Source organism: Snuella sedimenti (genome assembly GCF_016428595.1).
In the GTDB taxonomy this organism is placed as follows: Bacteria; Bacteroidota; Bacteroidia; order Flavobacteriales; family Flavobacteriaceae; genus Snuella; species Snuella sedimenti.
In genome coordinates, this window is the sequence record NZ_JAELVQ010000043.1 from 1 (window position 1) to 12,302 (window position 12,302).

The following is a 12,302-nucleotide window of genomic DNA, read 5'->3' on the forward strand; positions in this document are numbered from 1 at the left end:
AACAACTCGCTTTGTTTTAATGACCCCCTTGCTATTGGAGAATACTGTATAGTAAACGCTTTTATTGGAAGAAATTGACCTTTCTCGATAAATCCGTATTTTAGTCGGACACTAATGATTATTAATCTAATTTTAAGCATAATACATTAGGTGTTTAGTTAAAAAAACATTAATTTTGCACTCCTTTTAGCGAGTCGTTGGAAAGATAAGAGGAATGAAAACAAAAAATATTTTAACACTTCTGTGTGTTAATCGCTTAAATCTTCCAAAACATACAGAATACAAAATTATTATCAGCACATGGCTGAAAATGCAAACAAAGCTGAAGTTGAAGCAACTGAAGCAAAAACAGCTGAAGCTCCTGTAGTATCAGAAGCACAAGCAAATCCTGAAAAATTCTTAAAAGAGTTTAACTGGCACAATTACCAAGAAGGTATTGACGAAGTTGATGACAAACAATTACAAGAATTTGAAAAACTAGTAGCAGAAAACTTTGTAGACACCCTTAACGATGAGGTGGTTGAAGGTACTGTAGTACATATCTCTGATCGTGATGCGATTATTGATATCAATGCAAAATCTGAAGGTGTTATTTCTTTAAATGAGTTTCGCTACAATCCAAACTTAAAAGTAGGAGATAAGGTAGAGGTATTAATTGATGTACGCGAAGATGCAACAGGTCAGTTAGTATTGTCTCATAGAAAAGCACGTGTAATCAAAGCATGGGATCGCGTTAATGCAGCCCACGATTCAGGTGAAATTGTTAATGGTTTTGTTAAATGTCGTACTAAAGGTGGTATGATTGTAGATGTATTTGGTATTGAAGCATTCTTGCCAGGTTCTCAAATCGACGTTAAGCCAATTAGAGATTACGATCAGTATGTAAACAAAACGATGGAATTCAAAGTTGTTAAAATCAACCATGAATTTAAAAACGTAGTTGTTTCTCATAAAGCACTTATCGAGGCTGATATAGAAGAACAAAAGAAAGAAATTATTGGTCAATTAGAAAAAGGTCAAGTATTAGAAGGTGTTGTTAAAAACATTACTTCTTATGGTGTATTTATTGACCTTGGTGGAGTTGATGGATTAATTCACATTACGGATTTATCATGGTCTAGAATTAACCATCCAAATGAGATCGTAGAATTAGATCAAAAACTTAATGTGGTAATACTTGATTTTGATGAAAACAAATCAAGAATCCAATTAGGTTTAAAACAATTAAGCAAACACCCTTGGGAAGCACTTGCAGAAGAGGTTAAAGTTGGCGATAAGGTAAAAGGTAAAGTAGTTGTTATAGCAGATTACGGAGCGTTTATTGAAGTTGCTGATGGTGTTGAAGGACTTATCCACGTTTCTGAAATGTCTTGGTCTACACATTTAAGATCTGCACAAGATTTTGTTTCTGTTGGAGATGAAGTTGAAGCAGTTATCTTGACCTTAGATAGAGAAGAGCGTAAAATGTCACTTGGTATTAAGCAATTAACACCAGACCCATGGACAGATATTACAGGTAAATACCCACTAGGTTCTAAGCATGTAGGTGTTGTACGTAACTTTACAAACTTTGGTGTATTTGTTGAATTAGAAGAAGGTATTGATGGGTTGATTTATATCTCAGACTTATCTTGGACTAAGAAAATCAAGCACCCAAGTGAATTCTGTGCTGTAGGTGATAAATTAGACGTTATCGTATTAGAGCTGGATGTAGAAGGACGTAAATTAAGTTTAGGTCACAAGCAAACAACAGATAACCCTTGGGATGTTTACGAAAAGGACTTTGCATTAGAAACTGTTCATACAGCTGAAATAGCTGAGATAGTTGATAAAGGAGCAACAGTTCAGTTTAATGAAGACATCTTAGCATTCGTGCCTACACGTCATCTTGAAAAGGAAGATGGCGGTAAGCTTAAGAAAGGGGAATCTGCCGAATTCAAAATTATTGAATTTAACAAAGAATTCAAACGTGTAGTTGCTTCCCATACAGCAGTATATAAGGCTGAAGAAGCTGCCAATGTTAAAGCTGCTGCTAAGAAAGCCGCTAATGCAGCTGCAGAAGCTAAGCCAACACTTGGTGATGCTAACGATGCACTACAAGCGCTTAAAGATAAAATGGACGGTAAAATATAATTACCAACTCTTTTAAATATTAAAAAGCCTTCAAGAAATTGAAGGCTTTTGTTGTTCTATATGTTAAATTTTCCTGTATTTCATAGAATAGTATTCTATTTGTAAGAAAAAATATATAGTATTGCGTATATTAGATTATATTTAGTTTGCGTGATACTTTTATAGAGTATTGAAATATAATTTTCCTCTCAATATTTATATATACTAAGTATTTCAATTAAGTGTAGTCTCTCACATTAAAGTTTGATTATAAACCAAATTTATATATTATGAGAAAAACTATACTATTTGTCGCCTTTTTTAGTATTTCGATTACTTGGTCGCAATCTGGAAACACTATTAATGATGCAATTGTTGTTGATGGAACAGAAGTAGGTTTAAATATTTCAGACTTTAACTCTGCAACCCAATCAGGTCTTTCACCGGCTTGTGGTACAACAGAAGATGTCTTCTATAAGCACGATGTTTCTTCTGGGGATAATAAAATTACTATTGGTATGATAAGCGCTGGTGTCTCTTTGGCTACGTCTGTAAATTATCAAATATTAAAAGCACCTAATGGAAATATAAATAGTTTGCAAGTTATTACTTGTAGTTCTTATAATGTTGTATTAGTAGCAGGCGGTAGCTTTGAACAAGTAATAGAAGGAATTAATGGTACAGATGACTATTATTTGAGAATATACAAACCAGCTGGTTTAGGAGGTGTGTTAACAGATTTAATTAATGGAACCTCAATAACAATGGTAAGTGAGTTTGATGCCACATTATCAACAAACGTTAAAAACATTGAATCTCTAAAAATTCTAACAACAACTAATGTTATTAAATTGTTAAATAATAATGTCGATTATTCTAGTTATACAATTTATAATATGAATGGTCAACAAGTAAAAAAATCAATTATAAAGTCTAATAGCATACATATTTCAATTTTAAAAAAAGGATTATATGTGCTAAATCTAATTGGTACATCCGAAACTAAAGTTTATAAATTTATCAAACAGTAATATATTTAAGTAAAAAGGAAGATTGTAATGATCTTCCCTTTTTATGTTTTGGAAGGTTTAGTCTTTTAATAAAATAATTGCACCAATACAGTAGCATTTCATATTGTGTACAACATTTTTTTAACTAACTTTGCGTTCCAAACATGTTTGGATAGTATATGAGTCAAAAAGTTTTACTTAACGCAAAAGAGGTAAACATCATTCTTCACCGATTGGCTTGTCAACTTATTGAGAAACATAACGATTTTTCTAATACCGTTTTAATAGGATTACAACCTAGGGGTGTATTCTTGGCAGATCGTATAGCCAAAATATTGAAGGACGACTACAAGGTTCAAAATGTGCAATTAGGTTATTTGGACATTACATTTTTTAGGGATGATTTTCGCCGGGGAGAAAAGCCATTATCAGCCAATTCTACTAAAATAGATTTTCTGGTCGAAGACAAGAACATTGTATTTATAGACGATGTATTATATACAGGGCGTAGTATTAGAGCTGCTCTAACGGCTATACAGTCGTTTGGTAGACCTAACGAAATAGAGTTATTGACCTTAATAGACAGGCGTTTTAGTAGGCATTTGCCCATTCAGCCAGATTATAGAGGAAGGCAAGTGGATGTTATTAATAATGAAAAAGTAAAAGTACATTGGAAAGAATATGAAAATGAAGATGCCGTGTACTTAATTGAAAAATAAAATGATAACTAAAGTTTAAATTAAAAGGAATATAGCAACTTTTAATTTTTGACTTTTAACTTTTAACTTTTACAATGAGCGAATTAAGTGTTGATCACTTATTAGGAATCAAGTATCTTAACCCACAAGATATTCAACTTATTTTTGAAACTGCCGATCATTTTAAAGAAGTGATCAATAGACCAATTAAAAAAGTACCCTCACTACGTGATATAACCATAGCCAATCTCTTTTTTGAAAACTCTACGCGAACCAAATTGTCGTTTGAGTTGGCAGAAAAAAGATTGTCGGCCGACGTTATTAATTTTTCTTCAGCACAATCTTCGGTTAAAAAAGGAGAAACGCTTATTGATACAGTAAACAACATCCTCTCAATGAAAGTGGATATGGTCGTTATGCGCCACCCAAATCCAGGAGCAGGTATCTTTTTATCAAAGCATGTAAAGGCAAGTATTGTAAATGCAGGAGATGGTGCTCACGAGCACCCTACACAAGCCTTGTTGGATTCGTATTCAATTAGAGAAAGGTTAGGCGATGTACATGGTAAAAAAGTGGTTATAGTTGGCGATATATTGCACAGTCGTGTAGCATTGTCAAATATTTTTGCTTTAAAGTTACAAGGAGCAGAAGTGATGGTATGTGGACCCAAAACATTAATACCTAAATATATAGGTGAATTGGGTGTTAAAGTGGAGACAAACTTACGAGCTGCTTTAAATTGGTGCGACGTGGCCAATATGTTACGTGTGCAGAACGAACGTATGGACATAAATTATTTTCCATCTACCAGAGAATACACCCAACAATTCGGGGTCGACAAAGCCTTACTAGACTCATTAAATAAAGAAATTGTTATTATGCACCCAGGACCTATTAATAGGGGAGTTGAGATAACCAGTGATGTGGCCGATTCAAAGCAAGCTATTATATTGGATCAAGTTCAAAATGGTGTTGCGATACGTATGGCAGTAATTTACTTATTAGCATCAAAAATAAAACAATAGGTTATGATTTTCGATCAAGATGGCAATACGTCAATAATTACACAAGAAAAAGCGACAGTAGTAGAGTTGGTTAAAAAACTACAGGTTGTTTATCCCAAATTTAAGCACGATAATATCATTATTGTATTAACATCTTTAATAGAGTTAAGTGTGAACGATATTATTGAATTTCTAGAAATATCAAATAAACATAGAGCAAATAAACATTCTTTCGTCATTGTATCGAACAAGATTGATTTAGATAGTACACCGGATCAAATAATAGTAGTGCCAACAATTCAAGAAGCATACGATATTATTGAAATGGAAGAAATGGAACGCGATTTAGGGTTTTAATATGAACAAGTTTCATCTTGCACAGGTTAATATTGCAAAGAAGCTAGCGCCTTTGGAAGACCCTATCATGAAGGACTTTGTTAATAATATTGACAAAATCAATGCGGTTGCCGAGGCTAGCAAGGGATTTGTTTGGAGACTGAAGGATGAAGACAAAGCTATTACTTCAAATGTGTTTAAAGATGATTCATTGCTTATTAACATGTCGGTTTGGAATGATGTAGAATCGCTATTTGAATACACTTATAACTCCTTGCATGTAGCCGTTTTTAAACGCCGTAAAGAATGGTTCTCAAAGTTAAAAATGAAACACATGGCTTTTTGGTACATCCCAATAGGGCATGAGCCTACGTTAACAGAGGCCAAAATACGCTTGGATTACCTAAAAACCCACGGTGAGACGCCTTACGCTTTTACATTTAAAAAGACCTATACTGTCACCGATTTATTAAACTATAAACCTGCCGTAGTATGAAGCTTTCTATATTAGGCTGCTATAGTGCCACACCCCGAGCCTTAACGAATACTACTTCCCAAGTTTTAGAAATGAACAATCACATGTTTTTAATAGACTGTGGAGAGGGCACGCAAGTACAACTACGCAAGCACAAAATAAAGTTTAACCGGATTAAACATATTTTTATTTCTCATTTACATGGCGATCATTTTTTTGGTTTGGTAGGATTGATATCAACATTCAGATTGCTTACAAGAGAAGCCGACCTTCATATTTATGGCCCTAAGGGTATAAAGGAAATTGTAACCCTACAAATGAAACTGGCCGATTCTTGGACCAATTATAAGCTTATCTTTCATGAATTAAGCTCTAATGAATCACAATTGATTTTTGAAGATGACAGTGTGGAGGTGTACACCATCCCTCTAGACCATCGAGTATATACTAATGGTTATCTTTTTAAAGAAAAGCCCGGAGAACGCAAGTTAGATGTTAAGGCAGCAGAACAGGCTAATATAAATGTAGCGTATTACCGAAAACTTAAGCAAGGATTTGATGTGGTAAACGAAGACGGAGTGCTTATCGATAATGAAAAAGTAACCAGTCCGCCAGAGCCTACTATGAGTTATGCGTTTTGCAGTGATACAGCCTACAAAGAAGACATCGTTCCTATTATTAAGAATGTAGACGTGCTATATCATGAGTCTACTTTTTTAGAAAAGCATGCTGATCTAGCTCCAAAAACAAAGCATTCTACTGCAAAGCAAGCAGCTACTATTGCCAAAAAAGCCAATGCAGGCATGTTACTTTTAGGGCATTATTCAACACGTTACGATAGCCTAGAGGCGTTTAAGGAAGAAGCCCGGGAAGTCTTTGAATTTGTTACGTTGTGCGATGATGGTAAAACCTTTGAGTTTCCTTCAAAATAATTTATATAAGCGTTTTTGTGATAGTCTATTTCAATATAAAAGACTTCATATTATATGGTGTAATTCGTTTTAAAATGGATTACTATAAATTAATGTTTAATTTTATGGTAGCTTTTGCTAAGAAATAAATACAATATTATTTAAAAATGAATGCAGATTTAAGTGGTTATAGAAAATCTTATGAAAAGCATGAGTTGCGTTTAAAAGACGTACCAGAGAACCCTATGGAGTTATTTCAAACATGGTTTCATGAGGTAGATGCCTTTTTTCCAGAAGATGAAACCAATGCCATGACCGTTTCAACAATAGGTTTGGATGGTTTTCCTAAGAGCAGGGTGGTTTTATTAAAGCGCTATACTTATGAAGGTTTTATATTTTACACCAATTATACAAGTGAAAAAGGAAAGGCTATAGCTGCAAATCCAAATGTATGTTTATCTTTTTTTTGGCATGGGGCAGAACGTCAAATAATTATTAAGGGAAAAGCCGAAAAAATCGCTGAAAATTTAAGTGATGGTTATTTTGAATCGCGTCCAAGAGGTAGTCAATTAGGAGCCCTTGTCTCAAATCAAAGTGAGATAGTAAAGGATAGGGAGGAACTAGAGCAAAGACTTTTGGCCTTAGAGAAAGCCTACGAAGGAAAAGAGATCCCAAGACCTGATACTTGGGGAGGCTACATTGTTAAACCTGTGGAAATAGAGTTTTGGCAAGGAAGAGCCAACCGATTACATGATAGAATACGATACAAGCTTCAGGAAGATTACAGTTGGCTGATTAATCGATTATCTCCATAAAATTCCGATGAAATACATTTCAAATTGACACTTAATCGATTAAAAACATAAAAAGACGATAAAATACATGTTTTTGATCGATTTTAACATTTCTTTAACAGTTACTTCGGGTTAGGCTTCTAATTTTACTGAACCAAATCTAAATTTACTTAACCATGAAGTTGTTAACTAAACTGTCATTATTGACATTGCTTGCTGTGTTATCTTTTTCTTGTTCCACGGATAACTTAGACGATCAAGCCGAAGCTATTGCCAAAAACCTTGTTGTTCCAGACCCAAAACCAATTGAGGTTGAAATATTAGAACTTATTAATAATCATCGGTTATCAAAAGGCTTAAACCCTTTAAATAATATGAATATTATTAAGTCACAAGCTTATACCCATACCGATTACATGGTAGAGAACAACATTGTATCTCATGACAACTTTTATAAAAGAAGTAATTATTTAAAATCCAATGCAGGTGCCATTAAAGTATCCGAAAATGTAGCTTATGGTTATACTTCTGCACAATCTGTAGTAAACGCATGGATTAAGAGCGAGGGTCACAAAAAGAATATTGAGGGCGATTTCTCAAATTTCGATATTTCAGCAGAGAAGAATGAAGATGGTAAGTGGTATTATACTAATATATTCATAAAAAAATAGAATTGTATTATAGAATTAATACAATTAAAACTTAATCTTTAACCATTTTATTTTAAGTGGTATAGATTATTATTGATAGCATGTATTATTGTTATTGAATTTAGCTTTAGGTAAAAAAAGCTCCCAACATCATGTTAGGAGCTTTTTTAATTTCAGAAATATTTTAAAATACTACAAATGAATTACTTCATCGTACGCATCGGCTACAGCTTCCATAACCGCTTCACTCATTGTTGGATGGGGGTGAACGGCTTTTAATACTTCATGACCGGTAGTTTCAAGTTTTCTACCTAAAACAGCTTCAGCAATCATATCGGTTACGCCTGCACCAATCATGTGGCAACCTAACCACTCTCCGTATTTAGCATCAAAAATAACCTTAACAAAGCCATCTTTGTTACCGCCAGCACTTGCTTTACCTGATGCTGAGAACGGAAATTTACCTACTTTAATATCAAAGCCTTTTTCTTTTGCTTGTTTTTCAGTTAGACCAACACTTGCAACTTCAGGAGAACAATAGGTACATCCCGGAATGTTACCATAGTCTAAAGGGGTAACATGCTGTCCTGCAATTTTTTCAACACACAATATACCCTCAGCCGAAGCAACATGAGCTAGTGCCTGACCAGGCGTAACATCGCCTATGGCATAATAGCCAGGAATATTTGTTTGGTAATAATCATTTACCAGTATTTTGTCTCTATCTACAGCAATACCTACATCTTCTAGTCCAATGTTTTCAATATTGGTTTTTATACCTACAGCAGACAGTACAATATCGGCTTCTATAACTTCTTCTCCTTTTTTTGTTTTAACTGTTGCTTTTACACCATCACCAGAGGTATCTACATGAGTAACTTCGGCCGATGTCATAATCTTAATACCATTTTTCTTGAAAGAGCGTTCAAGTTGCTTAGATACGTCTTCATCTTCAACAGGAACTACATTGGGTAAAAATTCAACAATGGTTACATCTGTTCCCATAGAATTATAGAAATAAGCAAACTCAACGCCAATGGCACCAGATCCAACTACGATCATTTTTTTAGGTTGGGTCGGTAAGGTCATGGCTTCTCTATATCCAATTACCTTTTTACCATCTTGAGGCAAGCTTGGTAGTTCGCGAGAGCGCGCTCCCGTAGCTATTATAATATGGTCGGCACTATATACCGTTCCGTCAACATCAATCTTTTTACCCGGCTTTAATTTGCCATAGCCTTTAATAACATCAATTTTATTTTTCTTCATTAAAAACTCGATGCCTTTGCTCATACCATCTGCCACACCACGGCTACGTTTTACAACAGCGTCAAAATCTTTGTCAAAGTCTTTAACAGATAATCCGTAATCATTTGCATGTTTTAGATATTCAAATACTTGAGCTGATTTTAATAATGCCTTAGTAGGAATACATCCCCAATTTAAACATACACCACCAAGACTTTCTTTTTCAACTATAGCTGTTTTAAATCCTAATTGTGATGCTCTAATGGCTGTTACATAACCACCAGGACCACTTCCAAGAACAATAATATCGTATTTACTCATGTGTTAATTTTTAGGCTACGAATTTACGAAATCGAATTTGAATAAAGAATTTACATCGCTTTTAATTTACATCTTTATACTACCTTTGTAATGTAAGTATTAGTATATGAACATACCAAGAACGAGTTACCCACGAATTGTAATTATTGGAGGCGGTTTTGCTGGAGTTGCCCTAGCCAAGAAACTGTCGAAACAAGAAGTTCAAGTAGTTTTATTGGACAAGAATAATTACCATACTTTTCAGCCACTTTTATACCAAGTGTCTACAGGTGGTTTAGAGCCAGATTCGATTGCTTACCCTATTCGGAAAATACTCAAGGACTTCCCTAATTTTTATTTTAGACTTGCTGATGTTGAAGAAATAGATACTAAAAAGAACAAGGTAATTACCAACATTGGCAAGCTTAAGTTTGATTATTTGGTAGTTGCTTCGGGATCTAAGACCAATTATTTTGGCAATACAGTGATAGAAGCGCACAGCATGGCAATGAAAACCATACCACAATCGCTCAACTTAAGGAGTTTAATATTAGAGAATTTTGAAGATGCGTTGTTAACATCCGATCTTAATGAACGCAATGCTCTAATGAATTTTGTGATTGTAGGTGGTGGGCCTACAGGCGTTGAGTTGGCGGGTGCACTTGCCGAAATAAAGAAAGGCATTTTACCTAAGGATTATCCCGATTTAGATACACGCTTGGCACAAATTCATATTGTCCAATCGAGCGACTGTATTTTGAAGGGCATGAGTAAGAAGGCCTCTGAAAAAGCAGAAGAGTTTTTAGAAAAACTGGGCGTAAATATCTGGAAAAATGTAAGGGTTACCAATTATGATGGAAAGACCGTCACAACAAATACCGATTTAAGCTTTGAAACAGCCACATTAATATGGGCAGCTGGTGTAAAGGGTGCTACTATTAAAGGTTTGGACGCAGCGTATATGGTGACGAAAGGCAATAGACTTTTGGTTAATGTATTAATCAGGTTAAAGGTTTTGAACATATTTTTGCGGTTGGTGATGTTGCTAATATGATTACCGATAGTTTTCCTAAAGGTTTGCCAATGATGGCCAAGCCAGCCATTCAGCAGGGAGATCAGTTGGGAGATAACATTCTTCGGCTACTAGAGGGAATGCCAATGAAACCATTTTTGTACAAAGACAAAGGAGCGATGGCGACCATAGGACGCAATAAGGCGGTAGTTGATCTTCCTCGTTTTAAATTTCAGGGCGTTTTCGCCTGGTATGTGTGGATGTTTGTACACCTCTTTTTTCTAATAGGCTTTAGAAACAGGATGGTTGTGTTTATAAATTGGGTTTATAATTATATAAGGTTCGATAGGGAAGCACGATTGATCATTAGGCCATTTGAAACTAGGCAAAAAACTAAAGTTTAAGTAGGCTCGATTTCGAGGGGTTCTTGTGTACAGTTCGCATTGCTATGAAATGAGAAAGCAGTAGATGTGGTAAGGTGTTTCCTTAATAACTATTAACAAATAACCATTAACTAAGAACGAAATTATAAATCATCCGTAAAATGTTTTTTCGATTTAGTTTGTTTAAATTTCTTATCGTTATATGTTGTCGAATGGCCTTTAGGTATAGATAATGATTGCCATTGATCTCCTTTTATAAGTTTGCCTATAAAAACAATTTGTCCTACGTGATAGGCATAGTGCATCAACTGTCTGTTAATGGCCTCAATAACGGTATGCCCTTGATTTCTAATGTAGATAACACGTTCAAGATCAGATGTTGTTAAAGGTTCGAGTGCATTAAATAAGCAATTCCAACCCGTATTCCAGTTTTTAATCAGTTCATCTTTAGAGGTGAAAGTAGCTTCAAATTCAAGATCACGTTGTCGCCATTCTTTTTCACCATCTTCAGTTAGAAAGTTAGTCCATCGGCTTAACATATTGCCAACAAGGTGTTTCACAATAATTGAAATGGAATTAGCATCTTGGGCAAATTCTTTGTTTAGTTCATCAAAGTCTAATTGCTCAAAAGTTTTATCACCTAGGCTCTTATAATATTGAAATTGCTTAATGGCACTTGTCAGATAACTTTCCATAGTTTATTCTTTAGGGATGAATTTAAGAGAAACGCCATTTATGCAGTGGCGCATTCCAGTAGTATTTCTTGGACCATCGTTAAACACATGACCTAAATGCCCTCCGCAGGTAGCACAATGCTCTTCGGTTCTATTGTAACCTAAATCGTTATCGGTAGAGTAAGCAACATTCCCCTTAATTTCTCTATCGAAACTGGGCCAACCCGTTCCTGAATCGTACTTATGCTCACTTTTAAAAAGTGGGGTATTACAGCCCTTACAAACATAAATCCCTTTTTCATGATTATTATTTAGTGGGCTTGAAAAAGCCCTTTCAGTCCCATGCTTCCTTAAAACGTAAAATTCCATATCGGTTAATTGTGCTTGCCACTCACTTTCAGTTTTTACAACCTTAAAAGTTTCTTGTTTCTTTTTTTGGGCATTGCCATTACAATTAAATAAAAAAATAGTAAGTAATAGAATTGTGAGTTTCTTCATAATTATATTTAATTTTGAATTTTGTTTTAAGTCGAAAAATACTAAAAAACTTATCATCAAAAATATAGTATTTTTTACATTAGTGTCCGACTAAAATACGGATTTATCGAGAAAGGTCAATTTCTTCCAATAAAAGCGTTTACTATACAGTATTCTCCAATAGCAAGGGGGTCATTAAAACAAAGCGAGTTGTTTGT

Annotated in this window: 12 protein-coding genes and 1 pseudogene; 10 read left to right on the forward strand and 3 right to left on the reverse strand. The window is 34.6% G+C overall.

All coding sequences use genetic code 11. The annotated features are described in order from the left end of the window. Positions 1 to 300: 300 nt before the first annotated feature. The 9 genes from rpsA to JF259_RS17235 all read left to right on the forward strand — a co-directional run bounded on the left by rpsA (position 301) and on the right by JF259_RS17235 (position 8,011). Entirely contained in the window at positions 301 to 2,133 is a 1,833-nt protein-coding gene (gene rpsA / locus JF259_RS17195; RefSeq protein WP_199116947.1) for a 30S ribosomal protein S1, read from the forward strand. Positions 2,134 to 2,402: 269 nt separating this feature from the next. After that, positions 2,403 to 3,143 carry a T9SS type A sorting domain-containing protein gene (locus JF259_RS17200; protein ID WP_199116948.1) on the forward strand — a complete coding sequence of 247 codons (741 nt, stop codon included), beginning with the start codon at positions 2,403 to 2,405 and terminating at the stop codon, positions 3,141 to 3,143. A gap of 158 nt (positions 3,144 to 3,301) precedes the next feature. Then, the gene (gene pyrR, locus JF259_RS17205) at positions 3,302 to 3,841 is read left to right on the forward strand and encodes a bifunctional pyr operon transcriptional regulator/uracil phosphoribosyltransferase PyrR (protein ID WP_199116949.1); all 540 of its coding nucleotides are present in this window, start codon (positions 3,302 to 3,304) and stop codon (positions 3,839 to 3,841) included. A 74-nt stretch (positions 3,842 to 3,915) separates the two neighbouring features. Further along, positions 3,916 to 4,845 carry an aspartate carbamoyltransferase catalytic subunit gene (locus tag JF259_RS17210; RefSeq protein WP_199116950.1) on the forward strand — a complete coding sequence of 310 codons (930 nt, stop codon included), beginning with the start codon at positions 3,916 to 3,918 and terminating at the stop codon, positions 4,843 to 4,845. 3 nt (positions 4,846 to 4,848) lie between these two features. After that, on the forward strand, positions 4,849 to 5,181 hold the full coding sequence (locus tag JF259_RS17215; RefSeq protein WP_199116951.1) for a ribonuclease Z: 333 nt from the start codon (positions 4,849 to 4,851) through the stop codon (positions 5,179 to 5,181). 1 nt (position 5,182) lies between these two features. Next, positions 5,183 to 5,656: a DUF3291 domain-containing protein gene (locus tag JF259_RS17220; RefSeq protein WP_199116952.1), complete on the forward strand. Its 474-nt coding sequence runs from the start codon at positions 5,183 to 5,185 to the stop codon at positions 5,654 to 5,656. Then, complete coding sequence (locus tag JF259_RS17225; protein WP_199116953.1) at positions 5,653 to 6,567, forward strand: ribonuclease Z; 915 nt, start codon at positions 5,653 to 5,655, stop codon at positions 6,565 to 6,567. The genes JF259_RS17220 and JF259_RS17225 overlap by 4 nt, the downstream gene beginning before the upstream one ends. A gap of 146 nt (positions 6,568 to 6,713) precedes the next feature. Then, positions 6,714 to 7,361 carry a pyridoxamine 5'-phosphate oxidase gene (gene pdxH / locus JF259_RS17230; RefSeq protein WP_199116954.1) on the forward strand — a complete coding sequence of 216 codons (648 nt, stop codon included), beginning with the start codon at positions 6,714 to 6,716 and terminating at the stop codon, positions 7,359 to 7,361. 155 nt (positions 7,362 to 7,516) lie between these two features. Next, entirely contained in the window at positions 7,517 to 8,011 is a 495-nt protein-coding gene (locus JF259_RS17235) for a CAP domain-containing protein (protein ID WP_199116955.1), read from the forward strand. 171 nt (positions 8,012 to 8,182) lie between these two features. Here JF259_RS17235 and lpdA read toward each other — a convergent pair whose 3' ends face one another. Further along, positions 8,183 to 9,559, reverse strand: coding sequence for a dihydrolipoyl dehydrogenase (gene lpdA, locus JF259_RS17240; protein ID WP_199116956.1), 1,377 nt, complete (start codon positions 9,557 to 9,559; stop codon positions 8,183 to 8,185). Positions 9,560 to 9,665: 106 nt separating this feature from the next. Between lpdA and JF259_RS17245 the strand changes: the two are divergent. Next, positions 9,666 to 10,954, forward strand: a pseudogene (locus JF259_RS17245) (NAD(P)/FAD-dependent oxidoreductase). Positions 10,955 to 11,076: 122 nt separating this feature from the next. On the opposite strand, the gene JF259_RS17250 reads toward JF259_RS17245, so the two are convergent. Then, positions 11,077 to 11,628: a DUF1572 family protein gene (locus JF259_RS17250; protein ID WP_199116957.1), complete on the reverse strand. Its 552-nt coding sequence runs from the start codon at positions 11,626 to 11,628 to the stop codon at positions 11,077 to 11,079. A 3-nt stretch (positions 11,629 to 11,631) separates the two neighbouring features. Continuing rightward, a complete protein-coding gene (msrB, locus tag JF259_RS17255; RefSeq protein WP_199116958.1) occupies positions 11,632 to 12,105 on the reverse strand; it encodes a peptide-methionine (R)-S-oxide reductase MsrB in 474 nt (157 codons plus the stop codon). Positions 12,106 to 12,302: the final 197 nt, after the last annotated feature.

What these genes read in the sequence shown, in the direction of transcription:
- rpsA (WP_199116947.1), top strand. Translation starts at nt 301, where the DNA reads ATGGCTGAAAATGCAAACAAAGCTGAAGTTGAAGCAACTGAAGCAAAA.
- JF259_RS17200 (WP_199116948.1), top strand. Translation starts at nt 2,403, where the DNA reads ATGAGAAAAACTATACTATTTGTCGCCTTTTTTAGTATTTCGATTACT.
- pyrR (WP_199116949.1), top strand. Translation starts at nt 3,302, where the DNA reads ATGAGTCAAAAAGTTTTACTTAACGCAAAAGAGGTAAACATCATTCTT.
- JF259_RS17210 (WP_199116950.1), top strand. Translation starts at nt 3,916, where the DNA reads ATGAGCGAATTAAGTGTTGATCACTTATTAGGAATCAAGTATCTTAAC.
- JF259_RS17215 (WP_199116951.1), top strand. Translation starts at nt 4,849, where the DNA reads ATGATTTTCGATCAAGATGGCAATACGTCAATAATTACACAAGAAAAA.
- JF259_RS17220 (WP_199116952.1), top strand. Translation starts at nt 5,183, where the DNA reads ATGAACAAGTTTCATCTTGCACAGGTTAATATTGCAAAGAAGCTAGCG.
- JF259_RS17225 (WP_199116953.1), top strand. Translation starts at nt 5,653, where the DNA reads ATGAAGCTTTCTATATTAGGCTGCTATAGTGCCACACCCCGAGCCTTA.
- pdxH (WP_199116954.1), top strand. Translation starts at nt 6,714, where the DNA reads ATGAATGCAGATTTAAGTGGTTATAGAAAATCTTATGAAAAGCATGAG.
- JF259_RS17235 (WP_199116955.1), top strand. Translation starts at nt 7,517, where the DNA reads ATGAAGTTGTTAACTAAACTGTCATTATTGACATTGCTTGCTGTGTTA.
- lpdA (WP_199116956.1), bottom strand. Translation starts at nt 9,559, where the DNA reads ATGAGTAAATACGATATTATTGTTCTTGGAAGTGGTCCTGGTGGTTAT.
- JF259_RS17250 (WP_199116957.1), bottom strand. Translation starts at nt 11,628, where the DNA reads ATGGAAAGTTATCTGACAAGTGCCATTAAGCAATTTCAATATTATAAG.
- msrB (WP_199116958.1), bottom strand. Translation starts at nt 12,105, where the DNA reads ATGAAGAAACTCACAATTCTATTACTTACTATTTTTTTATTTAATTGT.